This is a genomic window from Corallococcus carmarthensis (assembly GCF_003611695.1).
In the GTDB taxonomy this organism is placed as follows: domain Bacteria; phylum Myxococcota; class Myxococcia; order Myxococcales; family Myxococcaceae; genus Corallococcus; species Corallococcus carmarthensis.
On the sequence record NZ_RAWE01000073.1, the window covers coordinates 22,274 to 39,923 of the forward strand.

A 17,650-nucleotide genomic window follows, 5' to 3' on the forward strand; every position below is an offset into this window, starting at 1 on the left:
ATGACCTACGCACGCAAGAACCCCGGTCAGAAGTCTTTCATCGCGGGCCTGCTGCTGGCCGCGACGGCGCTGACCGGCTGCGGAGAGGACGACATCAAACGCAAGTACCAGGGGACGTACGGCCTGGAGCTCCAGCTCGACACCGGCGCGAGGCAGTCAGAGGGAGCGCTGGACGTGGGCTTCAACGTCTACAACGACGGTGACGCCTTCATCACGATGAACAAGCTGCAGTGCTCCCTCGCCGCCACCTACGTCGGGAACATCACCGAGCCCGGCGCGGAAGGCGGCAAGGTGGAGTACGAGGATCTGCGCGACGTGCGCCCGGATCAGATCCGCGTGTGCCCGGTGCCCCCGAAGCTCGGAGAGAACCTCTGGCTGGACTTCCGCCTGGGCAAGGGCCGCATCCAGAGCAGCCAGCTCACCCTCGACTACGCGGGAACGGTGGTGCGAGGCGCGTTCGAGGAGGTGTCGGACGGACAGGGCACCCGCGTGGGGTCCTTTGGCTACACGTTCCTGGGTGACGAGGTGGAGCTGCCCTGAGTCACCGGGCGCAATCCCGCCGTCCACCGCGTGACACCGGATGTGGCCTCCGCGAACGCCCATCTCCGGCCCACGTCGCGGTGGGCGTCGAATGCCATGCACAGGCCCGGACCCTTCCCGCCAGGTGCTTGCGTGATTCCCGGGTTGCGCGCATACCCGGGCTTTCGCGACGTGGGGGGCAGCGGTCGTGCTCGAACTCAAACCGGAACCCGAAGCCTGGTTGCCTTTGTCAGGCGATGCGGAGCGCCACGCGTTGGACCATCCGTGGCCTCCGCCGGAGCAGGGCAGCGTGCGCTTCGTCGTCGGCGACGACTTCTTCCGCCTGGAGCACGACGCCCGCCTGGCGCTCTACCGCGACCTGTCGGAGCGGATGCTCGCCGTGTTCCGCGAGCTCACTCCTCCCGGCGGCTGGCTCTACGCGCTGGATCCCCAGCACCCCTGCTACCGCCTCTACCCGCACGTCCGCTTCGAGGCCGGCGCGACGCTGCAGGAGATGACCGGGCTCTACACGCGCGAACACATGGAGCTGGTGGAGCGCGGCATCCATCCGCCGTCGTTCGAACCGCGCTGGGCCATGGACGTCCACCCGGCGGGGGACCCCGAACACCTCTTCGCGCCGCCGGACTTCCACTTCGTCTTCGCGGCGCGCTACCGCGTGGGCAACTTCGACGGGCTGGAAGCCCCGGGCCGGGGCCCCATCGAAACGGAGACCTACGAGCTCCTGGGACACCGCCTCATCGCCGCCGTGGACCGGAACCCGCCGGCGCTCTTCCAGCGCGCGCGCAGGTTGGGACCCGACGACTGAGGTGAAGCCGGAACGTCAGTCCGGCCGCGGCACGGCGCGCGGGCGGGGCGCACCCTCGTAGTAGAGGTTGGCGCGCCCCTCGCTGTAGACGACCAGCACCCGGTCGTTCTCCTCCAGGAGTCCCGACGTCTTCTGCGTGACCTTGCGGACCAGCGTGTCGAGCTGCGCCGGACCCTGCTTGCTGCTGGCCCGGACCGTGACGACTGGCATTCGGTGTTCCGCTCCTGGTGACCTCCCGCGACGGGCAGAAGGGCGCTGCGTGTCATAGCCAACGGAACACTTCGTTGACAAGTGCGCGCTGCCACGGTGGATAGGGACCCATGCTCCACCTCGCTCGCGCATTGCTGGTTGTTTCGCTTGCCCTGGTTTCCACGTCCGCCGCCGCGCAGTCGCGCGAAGCGGAGGACCTGCGGGGCCACGTGTCTCCCACGCCGGCATGGCTGCCCCGGGGCGTGTTCCTGGGCACGCAGTTCAACAACGGCGCGGTCATCCCCAACCTGCGCTTGCAGTGGGAGTTCACCATCTTCCAGGACCGCAAGGACGCGTGGATCGCCGTCCTGGAGGGTGGGGTGGGGTGGGCGGCGTCGCTGCCCGACACGGCGCTGCAGGGGTTCATCCTGCCGGTGTCCTCCTACTATGAGCACACCGTGCAGGCGGGCTTCGGCTACCGCAACCACCTGCCGGGCAACATCCACTGGGGCTTCCAGGTGACGGGCGGCCCCACCTTCTACGGCGCCCACTTCACCACCCAGCCCCCGGACCGCCGCACCGCCGGCAGCGTCCAGGGCCGCTTCCAGATTGGCTACCAGCTGCCGCGGGACGTGGGCGTGGGGCTCGCGCTGAGCTACTCGGAGCCGTTCGGCCTCAAGAACCGCAGCTTCGCGCGTGACTTCGTGGGTGGCGTGAACGTCGGATTTTTCGCGGATTGGCGGTAGGGGCGCGGTACACTCCATGAGCGAGAGCGGCCCCGCCTGCCGGTGCGGGTAGGGGGCCGCGTCCACGTCCATGGCCGAGCTGCTCAGTGCCCACGTCGCGCGCTACCTGCGCAACCGCGAGGAGTTCGAACGGGGACTCCCCGCGGCGGTCCTCCTCTTCACGCCTCCCCTGGGCACGGAGCCTCCCTCCGACCTGGAGGAGTACCCGCTGCGCACGGTGACCAACGCGGGCCCGCCCACGCTCGGGCAGGACGAACCCGTCGTCTTCCCGCTGCTCAAGTCCCAGGGCAACGCCTTCGGCCGGGGCATCACCGTGGGGCGCACCGGCAACAACGACGTCGTCCTGGATGACGGCAGTGTGTCCCGATTTCACGCGTGGTTTTCGCGGGAGTCTGGGGATACCGGTTTTCTGCTGACGGATGCGGGCTCGAAGAACGGCTCGTACGCGGCCGGGAGCCGGCTGTTGGCCCGCAAACCCAGGCCGTTGGAGGACGGAATGCGGCTGCGCTTCGGTCAGGTGGAGGTCAGCTTCTACACGGCCGGCGGCTTCGCGCGCCTGCTGGCGGTGCGGCTGCAGTCCTGAAGCCTTGCCACGTCTTCGGCGGCCTGCGTAACGTGCGGAGTCACCCTCTAGGCACGGATGGGAGCGTTCGCGGTGGCCTTGACCACAGAAGCCTTCGGGCTGACCGATGTCGGCCGGAAACGGCAACACAACGAAGACGCGATGATGGTGGACGCGTCGCTCGGCCTGTTCATGGTCGCCGATGGCATGGGCGGACACGCCGCGGGTGAAGTCGCCAGCGCGCGGGCCACGGAGGTCGTCAAGCAGCACATCGCGGCCAACCGGCACCTGCTCAAGGACCTGGCGCAGAACCCCACGGCGGACAGCCGCTCCGCGGCGGCCGCGCTGGTGGAGGTGGCGGTGCAGCGCGCGTGCGCGGACATCTACCGCACGGCGATGACGGACGCCTCCAAGCGCGGCATGGGCACGACGTTCGTGTGCCTGGCGGTGGGCGGCAACAAGGGCGTCATCGGCCACGTGGGCGACAGCCGCGTGTACCTGGTGCGGCACGGGCAGTGTCACCGGCTCACCGAGGACCACACGCTCGTCGCCGCGCAGCTCAAGGCCGGCACCATCACCAAGGAGCAGGCGGCCACCTCGCAGTACCGCAACGTGATCACCCGTGCGGTGGGCATCCAGGAGTCCGTCCAGGTCGACACGCTCATCGTGGACCTGATGCCCGGCGACGTGTTCCTCCTCTGTTCGGACGGCCTGCACGGCTACATCGAGGACGAGGAGATCCTGCCCCTGGTCGCGGGGCTACAGCCCGGGGACCTGCCCCGCAAGCTCGTGGAGATGGCCAACGAGCGCGGCGGCAAGGACAACATCACCGCCGTGGTGGTGAAGGTGGCCGGCGACAGCGCGGCGCTCGCCAGCGAGGAGACGAGCGAGGCGCAGTCGCGCATGGAGGCGCTGCGGAAGATCCCGCTCTTCCGCCACCTCACGTACAAGGAACAGACGGCGGTGCTGTCCATCGCCACCACGCGCACCTACCCGGCGGGTCGGGAGATCGTGGTGGAGGGGCAGCCGGGCGAGGAGCTCTTCGTCGTCATCCGGGGCCGGGTGGCCATCGAGAAGAACGGCGTGGAGATCGCGGAGCTGCGCTCGGGCGGCCACTTCGGCGAGATGGGCCTCATCGACAACGCGCCCCGGTCCGCCACGGTGCGCGCCACGGAGCCCACGCGGACGATGGTCATCGCCCGTTCGGACCTGATGGGGCTGATGAAGCGCGAGGCCATCCTGGCGGTGAAGATGCTCTGGAGCTTCGTGCAGGTGCTGAGCGACCGGCTCCGCGCCACGAACTCGGAGCTGAGCGAGGCCCGGCAGGAACTGGCGGTGGCGCAGGCCATCCAGCCGTTCGCCGAGGACTGAGCAGGGAACCCCACCGCCCCCCGGGACGTCTTCAAGAGGACGCTCTGGAATTTCCCGGGGGAAACCGTCGTTGGGGGGCCGGCCTGGGAGTAAGGTCCCGGCCGCGTACACATGCGCAAATGGGTCTTCATCGTGGTGGCCGCCGTGCTGGCGCTCGCCGCCATCGTGCTGGGGCCCCGGTGGGGCGCTCCAGCCTCGCGCCCCGTCTCGCCCGTCTCCGCCAGCTCCATCCGCCAGGGGATGCCCGCCTTCAACGCGGTGACGGTGTCTTCCGGCGCGCAGGAGGGGCTGACGCTCACCGGGCGCGTGCTGGATGGCAACGGCCGGCCGGTGGCGGACGCGGAGGTGTCGCTCGCGGCCTCGGCGGAGCGGACGCTGGCGGACGTGCGGTGCGACGAGTGCGGCCTGGCATTGCTGGCCTGCACCGCGCATGAGACGGCGCTGCACACGCGGGCCTTCTTCGAACAGCAGCAGGGCTTCCTCACGGCGCGCGCCACGGTGCGCTCGGACGCGGAAGGGAAGTTCCGCTTCGAGCATCTGGCGGGCGTGTCCTTCACCGTCTGGGCGCGCTCGGCGGGCCTGGGCGTGGCGCTCAAGGACCGGGCCGCGCCGGGCGAGGCGGTGGAGCTGTATCTGCCGCCGCTCCGGAGCATCACCGGCACGGTGGTGGATGACTCCGGCCATGCGAAGCCCGGGGCGCGCGTGCGCGCGGTGTCGCGCAAGGTGCCGCTGCCCTTCGAGGCCGTGGCGGGCGCGGGTGGAGCCTTCACGCTGTCGGGCCTGGGCGAGGGGCCCTTCTACGTGCTCGCGGACGCGGAGGGTTTCCAGCCCGCGGTGGCGCAGCAGGTGGAAGCGGACTCTCAGCCGCTGCGCCTGAAGCTGACGCCGTCGCGCACGCTGGAGGTGCGGGTGACGCGCGACGGAGCGCCGGCGGCGGCGACGGTGCGGCTGCGGGGCGATCACCTGACGCGCGAGGAGCACACGGAGGCGCAGGGTGGGCCGGTGCGCTTCAACGGCCTGTACCCGGACGAGGTGGTGGTGACGGCGGAGGCGCCGGGCTTCGGCTCCGCGCCCCAGACGCTCACGCTGTCGCAGCGGGTGACGCAGGTGACGCTGGTGCTGGAGGCCGCGGGCCGGCTGCTCGTCACGGTGGTGGACGAGGAGGGCCAGCCGGTACCCAACCCGCAACTGCTGCTGCGCACGGTGGCGGGCGACCTCATCCGCCGCGACGCGGTGCCCACCGGGGCGCTGGCGGAGCTGGGGCCGCTGGCGCCGGGCGAGTACGTGCTGGAGGGCCAGGCGGAGGGCTTCACCGCGGCGCAATTGCCCGCGCGCGTGGTGCAGGGCGAGACGCCGCTGGAGCTGGAGCTGGCGAAGGCCACGGTCATCAGCGGGCAGGTCATCGATGAGTACGGCCGGCCCGCGGCGGGCGTGTCCGTGCTGGTGCAGCCCACCGGCGAGGTGGTGAACGCGGGCGAGGACGGCCACTTCTCGGCGCCGGTGCCCATGCCGGGGCTCTACACGCTGCACGCGCACCACTCCGAGTGGGGCGGCGGCAGCGTGCAGGCGACGGCGCCCGCGACGGACGTGACGCTGTCGCTGGAGGCGAAGGCGGGCGCGGACGTGACGGTGTCCAGTGGCGGCCGGCGGGTGGAGGGCGCGGACGTGGTGATGTGGGCGGATCCGGAGAACATCTTCCGCAGCGACCGTCCCTCCGGACCGGACGGCGTGGTGCCCATGCGCGGGCTGCCGCCGGGGACGTACCAACTGGTGGCGTCGCATCCGGAGTACCTGCAGTCGGCGCCCAAGGCGGTGACGGTGCAGGACGGTGCCCGGCAGCAGGTGACGGTGGAGCTGGAGGCCGGCGCGCAGCTCTCGGGCGACGTGGTGGATGAGGACGGCCAGCCGGTGGTGGGCGCGGCGATGAGCGTGTCGCCGCGCGTCGCGCAGCCCACGCAGTCGGATTCGAGCGGCCACTTCGAGTTCCGCGCGCTGAAGCCGGACCGCACCTACGTGGTGGAGGCGCGCCACGCGGGCTACGACGCGATGGAGCGGCCGCAGGCGAAGCCGGGCGGGCCGCCGGTGCAGGTGAAGATGCACCGGCGCACGACGTTCCGGGGCCGCGTGGTGGATGACTCCGGCCAGTCGGTGCGCCGCTTCCGCGTGGACGAGCACGACGTGAACAGCCCGGACGGCCGCTTCGAGCTGCCGCTGTCCACGGCGGGTGACCGGCTCATCGTCGCGGTGGACGCGGCGGGGTACGAGCCCCAGGTGGTGGATCGCCCGGCGACGCCGCAGGACATGGGCGACATCGTGCTGGTGAAGGCCCCGTCGGTGTCCGGCCGCGTGCGCGATGCGTCCGGTGGCGCGGTGGCGGACGCGGTGGTGACGTGCGACGTGTGCGACGGGTCGGTGCTGTCCGGGCCGGACGGCAACTTCACGCTGGCGAGTCCGCCCTTCGTGCCTCGCTTCACGGTGTCCGCGCGCAAGGGCAAGGTGAGTGGCACGCAGGAGGTGCCGCGCGGCAGCACGGCGCCGGTGGAGCTGACCCTCAAGCCCGCGACGCACCTGACGGGCCGGGTGTACCGGGCGGACGGGCAGCCCGCGGCGGGCGCGCAGGTGGAGGGGCTCAACGCGGACCGCAGCGAGACGGTGTCTCTCATCACCGGCGCGGATGGCCGCTACAGCGCGGACCTGTCGCCGGGCAGCTACCGCTTCGTGGTGGGGCCTCGCGGGGGCATGGGTGAGCCGGCGGTGGTGGTGCAGGTGGCGGGCGCGGACATGACGTTGGACCTGGGGCCGGTGCCGGGCACGGGCTCCGTGACGGTGCTGCTCCAGCCGGAGCGGGGCAAGGCGCTGTGGGTGGTGCCGGGCGACGTGGGTGCGGTGGGCAACCCGCCCACGGAGTTGCTGCGCTCGCGTTATGCGCAGCTCGTGTACCAGCCCATGTCGGAGCGGGTGGTGGTGCAGGGCTTGCGGCCGGGCCGCTACACGCTGGTGTGGGGCTATTTCCACGCGGAGATGCCGGGGACGGGTCCGGTGGTGCGCGCGGTGGAGGTTCCCTCCCAGGGTGAGGTATCCCTGCGGTAGTCGTGTTGCGACCGGACGGGCTGGCGCGTAATGAAGCCGCATGGACGCATCGGCTCTGAAGGGTCGCCGGATCATCGTCGGCGTGGGTGGCGGCATCGCGGCATACAAGGCCTGCGAGCTGGTGCGTGAATTGGGCCGCGCGGGCGCGGAGGTGCGAGTGGCCATGACAGAGGCCGCGCGCCAGTTCGTCACCCCGCTGACCTTCCAGGCGCTCGTGGGGCACCCGCCGCTGACGGACTACTTCGACCCGGCGCAGGAGGGGAACTTCGGCCACCTGGACCTGGCCCGTTGGGGCGAGGTCTACGTGGTGGCGCCCGCGACGGCGGACCTGATCGCGAAGATCCGCGCGGGCTTCGGTGGTGACGCGGTGACGACGTCGCTGCTCGCCTTCAAGGGGCCGGTGGTGCTGGCGCCCGCGATGAACGTGGCGATGTGGGAGAACACCCGGACGCAGGAGAACGTGGCATCGCTGCTGACGGAGGCGCGCTTCAGCACGGTGGGGCCGGGCGCGGGGATGCTGGCGTGCGGCGACGTGGGCTCGGGCCGGTTGGCGGACGTGGGCGCCATCGTGTCCGCGGTGGCGGCGAGGCTGGGTGGCGGTCCGCTCACGGGCAAGACGGTGCTGGTGACGGCGGGCCCCACGCGCGAGTACCTGGATCCGGTGCGGTTCATCTCCAATCCGTCCACGGGGAAGATGGGCATGGCGCTGGCGCACGAGGCGCGAGCGCTGGGCGCGACGGTGACAGTGGTGCTGGGGCCGGTGGGCCCCGTGGACCGCACGGGCCTGGAGGTGGTGGACGTGGTGAGCGCGGAGGACATGGCGCGCGAGGTGCTGGCGCGCGTGGAGTCCGCGGACGCGTTCATCGCCACGGCGGCGGTGAGTGACTGGCGACCGGAGACGCGAGCGCCGCAGAAGGTGAAGAAGGGCGAGGGCCCGGAGAACCTCAAGCTGGTGCGCACGCCGGACGTGTTGCTGGAGGCGTCGCGCAAGGTGGCGGGCAGGGCGAGGCGTCCGGTGCTGGTGGGCTTCGCGGCGGAGACGGAGCGGGTGGTGGAGCACGCGCGCGAGAAGCTGGAGCGCAAGGGGCTGGACGCCATCGTCGCCAACGACGTCACCGCCGAGGGCGCTGGGTTCGGCACGGACACGAACCGCGTGACGGTGATTTCTCGCGGTGGCGCCGACCGTGTGTTGCACGGCAGCAAGCGTGCGGTGGCGGGGGAGATCCTGTCGCTGCTGCTCGTGTCACCGCGCGGCTGAGCGCTTCGGCGTCATCAGCCGCAGCATCAGTCGCGCGAAGGCGTTGGGTGGCTGGATGCGGGTGTTCTGGAAGGCGGTGAAGTACCAGACGCCGTCACGCTTCACGGCGACCGTGGTCTGGATGGAGCGCCGTCCCTTGGGCGCTTTGCGCTGCCAGCGCAGCTTGATGACGCCTTCGGTGTGGATGAGCGCCACGTCCGGTCCGAGGAAGCGCAGGGACTTCATCCCGCCGTCGAGGACGGATCCCCGGAGGACGCCGTCGAAGAGGGCCTGGTGGGCCTCCGCATTGGCCTGTCGTCCCTGGATGTGGCTGCCGTCGAAGGCGACGTAGTCCACGTCCTCCGTGAAGCAGGAGGCATAGGCCTGTGCGTCTCCCTGGTCAGACCCGCAACCCCATGGTGAAGTGGCTTGCCATGGACATTGATGATTTGGAGCGAGAGTACCGAGAAACGCGGGACCAGTTGATTGCGGATGTGCAGCTCCTGGCACTCATTGACTCAAACAAGCTGGACCCGTTCAACACAAGCAACCGCATTGCCAGTAAGAACATCGTGAAGCGACACGCTGAACTGGTTCTAAAGCGCTTTGTTGAGGTAGGTCAAAAGCTCGTGCCAGGGTAGAACGGCACCAAGCAGCATTCTGGCGGACGGGCGCGAAGTGCCAGTGAGCGAGCTGGCACACCCGGACGGATGTGGACCCGGGGGCGCGCTACTTCCGCTCGCTCGTCGTGGAAGCGCTCAGGGAATGACCTTGCGGCGGCGGTAGTCCGCGAAGACTTCGCGGAAACTCGCCTCCGTTTCGATGTGCTCCTGGAACCCGTGCCGGCGCGCTTTGGACGTATCCGCGAGGAAGTCGAAGTTCGTCGAGAACACCCCGTGCGCATGACGCCACGGCGCGATGTCCTTGTAGGGATGCGGCGCGAGCCCGTGCTTCGCCACCATCGCGTCCCAGAGCGGTGCCTTGTCCGCCATCACGTCCACCAGCGACATGGGCAGGGGAGGGGCCACCTCCAGCTCGAACATGCGCGCGATCCGCGGCCACAGCTCGCTCCAGCGGAACTGGTCGCCGTTGTTGATGTTGAAGGCCTGGTTGGCGGCCTTCGGGTTCGTCGCCGCCCAGAGCATGGCGTGCGCCAGGAGCCTCGCGTCCGTGACGTCCAGGAGGATGTCGTACGCGGACGGCGGCCCGGGGAAGCGCAGCGGGATGCCCAGCTCCTTCGACATGGAGGCGTACACCGCGATGGCCAGCCCCGCGTTCATCGGAGTGCCCATGGCGTAGCCCACCACGACGGACGGGCGGAGCGCGGACCACGTCCACGCCTTGCCCTGCTGCCTCTGCTCCAGGAAGTTCTGCTGCTCGACGTTGAACTCGGGCGGCATGTGCGGCGCGTCCGTCTCGCGGGCGGGCGTCTTGAACGGGCCCAGGTGCGCGCCGTAGACCTTGTATCCCTGCATCAGGTTGATGTGCTGGAGGTTCCTGGCGACGGGCTCCACCGCGCTCACCACGTTGACGAGCATGGCGACGTTGGGCGCCACCAGCTCCGCGGGCGTCGGCCGGTCCTGGTAGGCGGCGTAGAAGATGTGCGTCACCTGCGTCAGGCCGCTCAGCTTCTCGCGGCTGTCCGCCGCGTCGAGCAGGTCCACCGGGATGAAGCGCACGCCCTCCCGCGCTTCGCCTCCGCGACGCGACAGGCCGATGACCTCCCAGCCGCCGAGCGCTTCCAGGTGTTCGATGAAGTTGAGGCCAGCGATTCCATTGGCCCCGACAACCAGGGCCACGTTCTTGGGAGCAGACATGGGGTTCTCCATGCGGCCCCACGTGGATCCGTTTCCGGGCCGCACGGGTCTAGTATTCGCGGGCCCTGTCGAGGGGTAGAGCCGTCCCGGGCACAAGGCTTGTGAGTTCAATTCCATGGCGCGTCTGGAAATCAATCGCTCCGGAGAGATGGAAGTCTTCGTCCGGGTCGTCGAGCAGGAGGGCTTCTCCGCGGCGGCGCGCACGCTGCGGATGACACCCTCGGCGGTCAGCAAGCTCGTCGCACGGCTGGAAGCCCGCCTGGGCGCACGGCTCGTGCACCGCAACACGCGGGGTTTCCAGCTCACCTCGGAGGGCTGCGTCTTCTACGAGCGCAGCGTGCAGGTGCTCGCGGAAATGGACGAAGCCGAGCGCGGCGTCACGTCGCATGACGCGCCGTCAGGCCGCGTGCGCATCAACACCAACGTGCCCTATGGCACGCACTTCCTCCTGCCCCAGGTGCCCGCGTTCCAGGCCCGCTACCCGGGCATCCGCCTGGACATCGGACTCACGGATCAGGTCGTGGACCTGCTCGAGGATCGCGCGGACGTGGCCATCCGAGCGGGGCCGCTCAAGTCCTCAAACCTCATCGCGCGCAGGCTGGGCGAGACGCGCAAGGTCATCGTCGGCGCGCCGGTCTATCTGAAGCGCATGGGCACGCCGAAGTCCGCCGCGGAGCTGGAACGGCACACGCGCATGGGAGCCAGCCACACGCCCGCGCTGGAGCACTGGCCCTTCGTGGAGCGTGGCACCACCGTGAACGTGCCCGTCTCCGGGGCCCTGTTCGCCAGCGACGGCGAAGCCCTGCGGCACCTGGCGCTCGCGGGTGCTGGTCTCGCGCGCATCGCGGCGTTCCAGGTGCGCGACGACATCAAGGCCGGACGGCTCAGTGCCGTGTTGGAGGAACGCAACCCAGGGGACACCGTCGTCTTCCATGCGGTGTACCTCGATCCCGCGAGGCACCTCCCGGCGCGCATCCGGGCGTTTCTCGACTACTTCGGCGAATTGGGCATGGGCTGAACCGGGCAAGGCCCTATTCCTCCGGCGGTTCGCTGCTCAGCCAGAACGAGCGGTTGCCGCTGCACAGAGCCTTCTCCAGGAACTCCTCGAAGGACGCCGCGATACGCGGAGCCTCTTCTGGATACGTCTCGTGGAACGCGTCGAGCAGTGGGTAGCTTCCGCCTGCCTGCTGCGCGACGTCCACGAGGACGTAGTCGCCGTCCTGCATGTCCACCACGCAGTAGTGCGTTGCCGCTCCAGCGCTGTCGTCGTCTCGCCCCAGGATGGCAGTGCGCGCGCGCTCGATGCGCTCCAACGGGAGCAGGTGGTAGTTCACGTCCGGGAGCGGGGCGAAGAGCGTCGCTCCGTTGCAGTGCAGATAGAGGGCTCGCAGGTCCTCGTCGAGCTTCCATCCCATGCGTGTTTCAAAGGCAGCGATCTGCTCGGGCGTGGCGGGCGGACGGGGGTAATGGAGTCGCGAGACTTCAGCGAGAAGGCTTTTCATTGACATGGTCGCTCCTCAATCCGCGTAGGGTCGCTCTGGGCCCGGCGCGAGCCACTTGCCGCCAGGGGCGTAGCAGGCGGGGTACTCGTTGGTGAGCACCTTGTGGACGTCCCCAGGGACGGGGATGACGTTGCCAGCGGCTGTAGGGGCACCACCGTGCGCGAGATCGAAGATGTGATGCCCGGCCCAGTTCTCTCCGCCGTTCGTCTTCGGCCACTCTCCGAACTCTGAACTCCACTTGCGGCGGAAGGACTCCCGCGCGGATTGCCACGTGTTACGCCGCCACTGTCCGTCCGCCACCTTCGGGTAGTCGCAGCAGCAGTGGGTGATGGCCAAGCGCCCACCGGCTTCCGCGGGCATGAACAGGTAGCGTCCCTGCCAGTCTCCCTTGATATCCGCAAGCCACATGCAACCCATCAGGGCGTGTCCCTGCGCCGCGCACTTCGACTCGCAGCGCGAAAGGAACGCGGCGCTGCACTGCCAGGGCCCGTAATAGATGGTCGTCCGGAGTTGTCCTCCGTCCGGTGTCCTGACGACGGGCCCCACCCACTTCCCCATGGCGGGCTTGCCCACCGAGCCGACAGTGGCAGAGCCACACCCGAGAAGAGTCAGGACGATTGCCGCGCTCGCGGCACGCGGGATGGGCAGAAGAGTTGTCACGGCTGAGCGTGATAGCGCGGTGAGCACCTGCCCGCCAAACAGGCCGCGGCTACTTCGCCAACGTGGGCATGAACTGACCGAAGCCCACCGACGCGACCTGTCCCGGCGCACCTTCCACCCCGTGCAGGAAGGTGTGCTGCTCCACGTGCACGGCTTCGTGGTAGTCGGGCGTGTCACCCTCCGCGGCCCAGTTCACACGGTCCATGCGGATGACGCGTGACGAATACGGCAGCAGCGTCGCCGGATCCGTCACCAGTTCCAGCTCCACGTGCGCGTACCGTCCTGGCGTCTCGTCCGTCTGTCCGACGGGCTCCCGCACGACCTTCAGCCTCGCGCACCGGGGCTCTGGATCGGCTTCGGAGCAGGGCACGCCTACGTCCAGCCGGAGGCGCTCCTCCGCGGAGACCTCCTCGGTCTTCTTGCGGCCCGTGCCCACGGACATCGTCGTCGCCACGACCTCCGTCCTCCCCGGCTTGAAGCGCGCCCCGTGCCAGCTGCCCACCCATTCGTTCCAGCGGTTGCGGGCGTCCTGTTCCAGGCCATTCGTGAGCGCCCTGGCCATCTGGGCCTTCTTCCGGGGGCTGACCGGCAGCGCGTCCAGCAGGTCCTGACCGGGGCCGTCCTCCAGCGGATCAATCCCCTGGAAGTCCCCCTGCGCGTCGATGATGGACGTGGCCAGCGGCTCCACGAACGCGGGGAAGGGGGCGTCGAGGATCTCCACATCCTGAACCACCAACCGCCGGCGGCCGTCCTCATCCACGGGACCGAGCCGCATCCCATACCGGCGCTGCGCCGTCATCCGGCCGCTCCAGTCCGTGCGCACATCCACCGTGTGCATCACCCGCATGGCTGTCTGCTCCGGCCAGCCGTAGCGCAGCGTCACCAGGTCTCCACCCTGTGCGCCTCCGAGCGTGGCGCAACCCAGGACTCCGGAGGACAACGCTGAGATGACCAGCCACGGGCGAGAAGAGGAAGCCATGTCCCTTCACGATAACAACGCCCGGCGGGCCGCGCGGCACGGCGTGAATCCCGGGCCGCGCGAACCGGACATTCGCTCAAGCCAGCGCCGCCGAGGTGCCACGCCGCAGGCCCGCGTACTCCAGCGCAGCGAACACCGCGACCGCCAACGCCTGCGCCGTGACGAACGCCACCCCGAGCCCCGTGGGCGCCGTCGGGCCGTGCGTCATCAGGAGCACGCTGTCCACCACCCACAGCGCGTTCACCGCGACCACGAACCAAACGGGCCAGGAGGGCAGGGTGGCTCGCGACGCCAGGTACCCGAGCAGCAGCGCGAAGGGGAGGAGCCCCAGCCCCGCCGCTCGCAAGAGCCCCGGCTCCAGGCCCAGCAGCGGACCCAGGGGCCCCGCGGCCACCGCCATCAACAACCCCATGGCTCCGCTGGCGACGCCGTCCAGCAGCAGCGCGCGGCGCAACAGACTTCCCGACACGTTCTTGAGGCTCATGGCACACGGTTCCTTGCGAAGGAGTGGAAGCGGCGGAGGCCGTGAAGCCATCCGTCGTTGATGGACAAGATGCGAGCCGGCCCGCGCGGTGTCGATTACCTCCGAGGGAATGGAAGCGCTGACGTGGCGCCCCTATCTTCCCGTCCATGACGAGCCTTCAGCAGAGCCGTCCCGTGGGAGAGCTGCTGCGCGGCTGGCGTCAGCGGCGCGGGCTGAGCCAGATGGATCTCGCGCTGCGAGCGGAGGTCTCCACCCGGCACGTGAGCTTCCTGGAGACCGGCCGCTCCCAGCCCAGCCGCGAGATGCTGCTCCACCTGGCGGAGGAACTGGACGTGCCCCTGCGCGATCGCAACGGCCTGCTGGTGGCGGCGGGCTTTGCCCCTGTCTTCTCCGAGCGCCCCCTGGAGGACCCCGCGCTCAACGCCACGCGCGAGGCCGTGGAGCTGGTGCTCGCCGGCCATGAGCCATACCCGGCGCTCGCGGTGGACCGGCACTGGACGCTCGTCACCGCGAACCGCGCGGTCGGCGTGCTGCTGTCGGACGTGGCACCAGAGATGCTCCAACCCCCCGTCAACGTCCTGCGCCTGAGCCTGCACCCGTCCGGGCTCGCGCCGCGCATCGAGAACCTGCGCCAGTGGCGCGACCACGTCCTCACGCGGCTGCACCGTCAGGTGGACGTCACCGCGGACGCCACGCTCGCGGCGCTCCTGGAGGAGCTGAAGGGCTACCCGGTACCGGAGGCCGCCCCGGACGCGAAGGCGCGCGACTTCGCGGGCGTGGTGGTGCCCCTGCGCGTGCGCACGTCGCTGGGACGGTTGTCCCTGTTCAGCACCACCACCGTGTTCGGCACGCCCGTGGACATCACGCTCGCGGAGCTGGCCATCGAGTCGTTCTTCCCCGCGGACCCGGACACGGCGGAGGCACTGCGGCGGGCCGCCACGGAGCGGGCCCGCCAGGACACCTGAGGCGCTACGGCTTCAAGCGCACCGTGCGCAGCGCCGTGCCCCATGAGACGACCTGATCCAGGAGCGTGTTCACCTGCTTCTCCTTGTGCGGATCCGGCTTGAAGACGGTGTAATGCTCGAAGTCCGTGGCGAGGAACAGCTGCACCTGCGCGCGCACCGTGGCCAGTTGCAGCTCCGCGGCGACGAGGCGCAACTGCTCCACCGCTCGCACGCCGCCCGCGCTGCCGTAGCCCACGAAGCCGGCGGCCTTGTTGTTCCACTCGCCGTAGACGAAATCGAGCGCGTTCTTCAGCGCGCCGGACGTGCCGTGGTTGTACTCGGGCGTGACGAAGACGTAGGCGTCGTAGCCCGCCACCGTCGCGGCCCACTTCTGGGTGTGCGGCTGCGTGTACTTGCCCATGGACGGCGGGGTCGGCTCGTCCAGCAGGGGCAGCTGGAAGTCCTGGATGTCGACGATGTCGTACGTGGCGTCGCTGCGCTTCTTCGCGATGTCGTGGACCCAGCTGGCGACTTTGTCCGCCTTGCGGCCCGGCCGGGTGCTGCCAACGACGATGGCCACCTTGATCATGTGCGGGGAACTCCTGGGAAATGGGCGTGGAATCAGCGCCCGGCATCTTCTCCGCGTCCGCCCTGTGGCCAAGGGCGGTTCGCCGCACGTGTGTCCTGATTCAACCAGAGCCCTGCGCACCCTTCATGGAAGGGGCGGAAGCCGCCAGGCCGTGCTGCACGAACGCCGACATCTGGGCCCCGGCCGCATCCAGATTGAACGTGTGATCCTCCAGCCATTGTCCCATCGTGCCGCAGAGGGTCATGACCAGGAGGAGGGCCATCGTCCGGGGGTCGACCTCGTGCCGGATCTGTCCCAGCGCGATGCCCTGGCGGATCCGCTGCTCGAAGGCGTGGAGCGTCTGCTGCTTCAGCGTCGCGATGTCAGGGGGAAGCGGCGGACCGGCACCCGGCTCGGACAGGACGATCCGCAAGGCGCAGAGCCGGGAGTGATCCGACGTCGGCTGTTGGAGGAAGCCTCCCAGCATCTTCAGGAGGGCGGGCAGGCCCTCCTCGATGCTGAAGGCCTCCATCGCGGTCCGGAACTCCGCTGCGACGTAGCGCATCAGCTCGCGCAGGAACTCCGCCTTGGAGCCGAAGTGATGCGCGGGCAGCCCCCGGCTGTAGCCGGCGGCCTTGCCGACCTCCGCGAGCGTCAGTGCGTCGGTCCCTCGCTCCGCGACGAGCCGTGCCCCGGCCGCAAGCATCCGGCGTGCGGCTTCGTCACGTCTTTCTTCCTGCGTCCTGCGTGTCCGCCGCTGCTTCATGTTCTTCCTGGGGGTGTTTCACACGAGCAGGACGATCTTGCCCGTGACCTGACCCTCTTCAAGCACCGCATGCGCCTGGGCTGCCTGCTCCAGGGGGAAGGTCTTCCCGACCCGAGGCACCAGCCGCCGGGTGACCGCCAGTTCGAACAGGGACTGTCCCACGGCGGACTGCTCCGCCGGATCAATCGAATCAAGGCTCAGGAGCGAAAGCGTGGGGGAGTGGGCGAAGCCCGTCAGGAATCCTGTCCCGAAGTCGGGAGCGGGAAACCCCGCGGCGACGCCATTCAGCACATAGCGCCCATTGGGACGCAGCTTCTGGAGGAAGGTCGCCAGCTGGGGGCCGGCCACCGGATCCACGATGACGTCGAACCCGCCCGGAAGCCCGCTGGCGGCCTGGCGATCCACGACGCTTTCAATGCCCAGCCCGGCCAGCGACGAAGCACGCGCCTCGGTGGTGATGGCCGTGACCCGCGCGCCCTGTGACACCGCGAGCTGGACGACGCTCATCCCGATGCCACCGCCCGCGCCGCGAACCAGGACACGCTCCCCGGCCCGAAGCCCCGCGCGCAAGAGGGAGAACTGCGCCACGAGCGCATTGATGCCCAGGGCGATCGCCTCCACGGACGACAGGCCCGGCGGAATGGGAATGAGCTGGGCCGGTTCGGCCACGACCTCTTCCGCGTAACCCCCGGTGCGGACCAGCGCGAAGACGTGCTTGCCGAGCCACTCGCGCGCGTCCTCCGAACCCACTCGGGTCACCTTGCCCGCGACCTCCGCACCTGGAACGAAGCCGGGCTGATCAAAGCCTGGGAACAGGCCGCGCCGTTGGAATGCGTCCACCAGTCCGACCCCCGCGGCCTCGACCGCGACGACGACCTGGCCGGCCTGGGGGACCCGCGCAGGGACCTCACCCGGCACCAGTCCTTCAGGCCCGCCCAACCGCTCGACCTTGACTGCTCTCATTGCGCTCTCCCGACGCGGATGACTCCGCCTTCGAATTAATATTTGCTTGTCGTGCCAGCAAGTAAATGAGGCCATCAGGTCGTCCATGAGGTTCCCCCGGGACGCACCCGGGGCGCGTTCAGTGCTTCCGCCCGGAAGATGGCGGAGGCCCTCCCGGTGGGTTAAGCGGACAGGCAACTTCCCCGGCTGCTTCCTTGCACCAGGGCAGCCCCTCCGATACCGATCGCCCACCGTGAACGACGACACGCCTGATTCCGCGCAGGAGCTGGCCGACGTGCTCCAGGACGTGCGCCGCCACCTCCTCTGGCAGGAGGAGAGCGCGGGCCGCACGCTGCTCGTCGACGCGAAGGTCGCCGCCGAGCTTCAGCAGCAGCGCGCCGCCGCCTCGTCCGTGCGCTCGATGATCGCCCGGACCAAGGCCCCCGAG

Annotated in this window: 20 protein-coding genes and 1 pseudogene; 11 read left to right on the top strand and 10 right to left on the bottom strand. The window is 69.7% G+C overall.

The annotated features are described in order from the left end of the window. A complete protein-coding gene (locus tag D7X32_RS20505) occupies positions 1-540 on the top strand; it encodes a hypothetical protein (RefSeq protein WP_120604255.1) in 540 nt (179 codons plus the stop codon). A 187-nt stretch (positions 541-727) separates the two neighbouring features. Next, entirely contained in the window at positions 728-1,345 is a 618-nt protein-coding gene (locus D7X32_RS20510; protein WP_147450199.1) for a DUF2716 domain-containing protein, read from the top strand. 15 nt (positions 1,346-1,360) lie between these two features. Here the strand turns inward: D7X32_RS20510 and D7X32_RS20515 are convergent, their stop codons facing one another. Next, entirely contained in the window at positions 1,361-1,555 is a 195-nt protein-coding gene (locus tag D7X32_RS20515; RefSeq protein WP_120604257.1) for a hypothetical protein, read from the bottom strand. A 110-nt stretch (positions 1,556-1,665) separates the two neighbouring features. Here D7X32_RS20515 and D7X32_RS20520 point away from each other — a divergent pair, with 110 nt between their 5' ends. The 5 genes from D7X32_RS20520 (at position 1,666) to coaBC (ending at position 8,561) form a co-directional block, all read left to right on the top strand. Beyond that, positions 1,666-2,280 carry a hypothetical protein gene (locus D7X32_RS20520; protein ID WP_120604258.1) on the top strand — a complete coding sequence of 205 codons (615 nt, stop codon included), beginning with the start codon at positions 1,666-1,668 and terminating at the stop codon, positions 2,278-2,280. Positions 2,281-2,350: 70 nt separating this feature from the next. Then, positions 2,351-2,863 carry an FHA domain-containing protein gene (locus D7X32_RS20525; RefSeq protein WP_120604259.1) on the top strand — a complete coding sequence of 171 codons (513 nt, stop codon included), beginning with the start codon at positions 2,351-2,353 and terminating at the stop codon, positions 2,861-2,863. Positions 2,864-2,920: 57 nt separating this feature from the next. Then, the gene (locus tag D7X32_RS20530; RefSeq protein ID WP_014396319.1) at positions 2,921-4,213 is read left to right on the top strand and encodes a Stp1/IreP family PP2C-type Ser/Thr phosphatase; all 1,293 of its coding nucleotides are present in this window, start codon (positions 2,921-2,923) and stop codon (positions 4,211-4,213) included. 111 nt (positions 4,214-4,324) lie between these two features. Continuing rightward, positions 4,325-7,303: a carboxypeptidase-like regulatory domain-containing protein gene (locus D7X32_RS20535; protein ID WP_120604260.1), complete on the top strand. Its 2,979-nt coding sequence runs from the start codon at positions 4,325-4,327 to the stop codon at positions 7,301-7,303. Positions 7,304-7,343: 40 nt separating this feature from the next. Further along, positions 7,344-8,561, top strand: coding sequence for a bifunctional phosphopantothenoylcysteine decarboxylase/phosphopantothenate--cysteine ligase CoaBC (gene coaBC, locus D7X32_RS20540; protein ID WP_120604261.1), 1,218 nt, complete (start codon positions 7,344-7,346; stop codon positions 8,559-8,561). Here the strand turns inward: coaBC and D7X32_RS20545 are convergent. Then, complete coding sequence (locus D7X32_RS20545) at positions 8,547-9,050, bottom strand: SgcJ/EcaC family oxidoreductase (protein ID WP_279635597.1); 504 nt, start codon at positions 9,048-9,050, stop codon at positions 8,547-8,549. The genes coaBC and D7X32_RS20545 overlap by 15 nt on opposite strands. On the opposite strand from D7X32_RS20545, the gene D7X32_RS46000 reads away from it, so the two are divergent. After that, entirely contained in the window at positions 8,975-9,181 is a 207-nt protein-coding gene (locus D7X32_RS46000) for a hypothetical protein (RefSeq protein ID WP_167506491.1), read from the top strand. The two genes, D7X32_RS20545 and D7X32_RS46000, sit on opposite strands and share 76 nt — an antisense overlap. Before the next feature lie 117 nt (positions 9,182-9,298). On the opposite strand, the gene D7X32_RS20550 is transcribed toward D7X32_RS46000, so the two are convergent. Next, the gene (locus D7X32_RS20550; protein WP_120604273.1) at positions 9,299-10,357 is read right to left on the bottom strand and encodes an SDR family oxidoreductase; all 1,059 of its coding nucleotides are present in this window, start codon (positions 10,355-10,357) and stop codon (positions 9,299-9,301) included. A gap of 115 nt (positions 10,358-10,472) precedes the next feature. Between D7X32_RS20550 and D7X32_RS20555 the strand changes: the two genes are divergently transcribed. Next, positions 10,473-11,375 carry a LysR family transcriptional regulator gene (locus D7X32_RS20555; RefSeq protein ID WP_120604262.1) on the top strand — a complete coding sequence of 301 codons (903 nt, stop codon included), beginning with the start codon at positions 10,473-10,475 and terminating at the stop codon, positions 11,373-11,375. Between the two features lie 13 nt (positions 11,376-11,388). Here D7X32_RS20555 and D7X32_RS20560 read toward each other — a convergent pair whose 3' ends face one another. The 4 genes from D7X32_RS20560 to D7X32_RS20575 form a co-directional block, all read right to left on the bottom strand. Further along, the gene (locus tag D7X32_RS20560; protein ID WP_120604263.1) at positions 11,389-11,865 is read right to left on the bottom strand and encodes an SMI1/KNR4 family protein; all 477 of its coding nucleotides are present in this window, start codon (positions 11,863-11,865) and stop codon (positions 11,389-11,391) included. 9 nt (positions 11,866-11,874) lie between these two features. Continuing rightward, on the bottom strand, positions 11,875-12,417 hold the full coding sequence (locus D7X32_RS20565) for a hypothetical protein (protein ID WP_244239103.1): 543 nt from the start codon (positions 12,415-12,417) through the stop codon (positions 11,875-11,877). A gap of 151 nt (positions 12,418-12,568) precedes the next feature. Then, positions 12,569-13,498, bottom strand: a complete 930-nt coding sequence (locus D7X32_RS20570; RefSeq protein WP_147450200.1) for a hypothetical protein — start codon at positions 13,496-13,498, stop codon at positions 12,569-12,571. Positions 13,499-13,574: 76 nt separating this feature from the next. After that, positions 13,575-13,982: a hypothetical protein gene (locus D7X32_RS20575; RefSeq protein WP_120604266.1), complete on the bottom strand. Its 408-nt coding sequence runs from the start codon at positions 13,980-13,982 to the stop codon at positions 13,575-13,577. A 146-nt stretch (positions 13,983-14,128) separates the two neighbouring features. Here D7X32_RS20575 and D7X32_RS20580 point away from each other — a divergent pair, with 146 nt between their 5' ends. Then, positions 14,129-14,947, top strand: coding sequence for a helix-turn-helix domain-containing protein (locus D7X32_RS20580; protein ID WP_120604267.1), 819 nt, complete (start codon positions 14,129-14,131; stop codon positions 14,945-14,947). Between the two features lie 4 nt (positions 14,948-14,951). Here the strand turns inward: D7X32_RS20580 and D7X32_RS20585 are convergent, their stop codons facing one another. The 3 genes from D7X32_RS20585 to D7X32_RS20595 form a co-directional block, all read right to left on the bottom strand. After that, on the bottom strand, positions 14,952-15,515 hold the full coding sequence (locus D7X32_RS20585) for an NADPH-dependent FMN reductase (RefSeq protein ID WP_120604268.1): 564 nt from the start codon (positions 15,513-15,515) through the stop codon (positions 14,952-14,954). A 100-nt stretch (positions 15,516-15,615) separates the two neighbouring features. Beyond that, a complete protein-coding gene (locus D7X32_RS20590; RefSeq protein WP_158625721.1) occupies positions 15,616-16,200 on the bottom strand; it encodes a TetR/AcrR family transcriptional regulator in 585 nt (194 codons plus the stop codon). Between the two features lie 78 nt (positions 16,201-16,278). Then, on the bottom strand, positions 16,279-17,223 hold the full coding sequence (locus tag D7X32_RS20595; protein ID WP_147450201.1) for a quinone oxidoreductase family protein: 945 nt from the start codon (positions 17,221-17,223) through the stop codon (positions 16,279-16,281). Positions 17,224-17,455: 232 nt separating this feature from the next. Between D7X32_RS20595 and D7X32_RS20600 the strand changes: the two are divergent. Further along, positions 17,456-17,650 (top strand): annotated as a pseudogene (locus tag D7X32_RS20600) (uracil-DNA glycosylase); the annotation flags it as partial.

What these genes read in the sequence shown, in the direction of transcription:
- D7X32_RS20505 (WP_120604255.1), top strand. Translation starts at nt 1, where the DNA reads ATGACCTACGCACGCAAGAACCCCGGTCAGAAGTCTTTCATCGCGGGC.
- D7X32_RS20515 (WP_120604257.1), bottom strand. Translation starts at nt 1,555, where the DNA reads ATGCCAGTCGTCACGGTCCGGGCCAGCAGCAAGCAGGGTCCGGCGCAG.
- D7X32_RS20520 (WP_120604258.1), top strand. Translation starts at nt 1,666, where the DNA reads ATGCTCCACCTCGCTCGCGCATTGCTGGTTGTTTCGCTTGCCCTGGTT.
- D7X32_RS20525 (WP_120604259.1), top strand. Translation starts at nt 2,351, where the DNA reads ATGGCCGAGCTGCTCAGTGCCCACGTCGCGCGCTACCTGCGCAACCGC.
- D7X32_RS20530 (WP_014396319.1), top strand. Translation starts at nt 2,921, where the DNA reads ATGGGAGCGTTCGCGGTGGCCTTGACCACAGAAGCCTTCGGGCTGACC.
- D7X32_RS20535 (WP_120604260.1), top strand. Translation starts at nt 4,325, where the DNA reads ATGCGCAAATGGGTCTTCATCGTGGTGGCCGCCGTGCTGGCGCTCGCC.
- coaBC (WP_120604261.1), top strand. Translation starts at nt 7,344, where the DNA reads ATGGACGCATCGGCTCTGAAGGGTCGCCGGATCATCGTCGGCGTGGGT.
- D7X32_RS46000 (WP_167506491.1), top strand. Translation starts at nt 8,975, where the DNA reads ATGGACATTGATGATTTGGAGCGAGAGTACCGAGAAACGCGGGACCAG.
- D7X32_RS20550 (WP_120604273.1), bottom strand. Translation starts at nt 10,357, where the DNA reads ATGTCTGCTCCCAAGAACGTGGCCCTGGTTGTCGGGGCCAATGGAATC.
- D7X32_RS20555 (WP_120604262.1), top strand. Translation starts at nt 10,473, where the DNA reads ATGGCGCGTCTGGAAATCAATCGCTCCGGAGAGATGGAAGTCTTCGTC.
- D7X32_RS20560 (WP_120604263.1), bottom strand. Translation starts at nt 11,865, where the DNA reads ATGTCAATGAAAAGCCTTCTCGCTGAAGTCTCGCGACTCCATTACCCC.
- D7X32_RS20565 (WP_244239103.1), bottom strand. Translation starts at nt 12,417, where the DNA reads ATGGGGAAGTGGGTGGGGCCCGTCGTCAGGACACCGGACGGAGGACAA.
- D7X32_RS20570 (WP_147450200.1), bottom strand. Translation starts at nt 13,498, where the DNA reads ATGGCTTCCTCTTCTCGCCCGTGGCTGGTCATCTCAGCGTTGTCCTCC.
- D7X32_RS20575 (WP_120604266.1), bottom strand. Translation starts at nt 13,982, where the DNA reads ATGAGCCTCAAGAACGTGTCGGGAAGTCTGTTGCGCCGCGCGCTGCTG.
- D7X32_RS20580 (WP_120604267.1), top strand. Translation starts at nt 14,129, where the DNA reads ATGACGAGCCTTCAGCAGAGCCGTCCCGTGGGAGAGCTGCTGCGCGGC.
- D7X32_RS20585 (WP_120604268.1), bottom strand. Translation starts at nt 15,515, where the DNA reads ATGATCAAGGTGGCCATCGTCGTTGGCAGCACCCGGCCGGGCCGCAAG.
- D7X32_RS20590 (WP_158625721.1), bottom strand. Translation starts at nt 16,200, where the DNA reads ATGCTTGCGGCCGGGGCACGGCTCGTCGCGGAGCGAGGGACCGACGCA.
- D7X32_RS20595 (WP_147450201.1), bottom strand. Translation starts at nt 17,223, where the DNA reads ATGAGAGCAGTCAAGGTCGAGCGGTTGGGCGGGCCTGAAGGACTGGTG.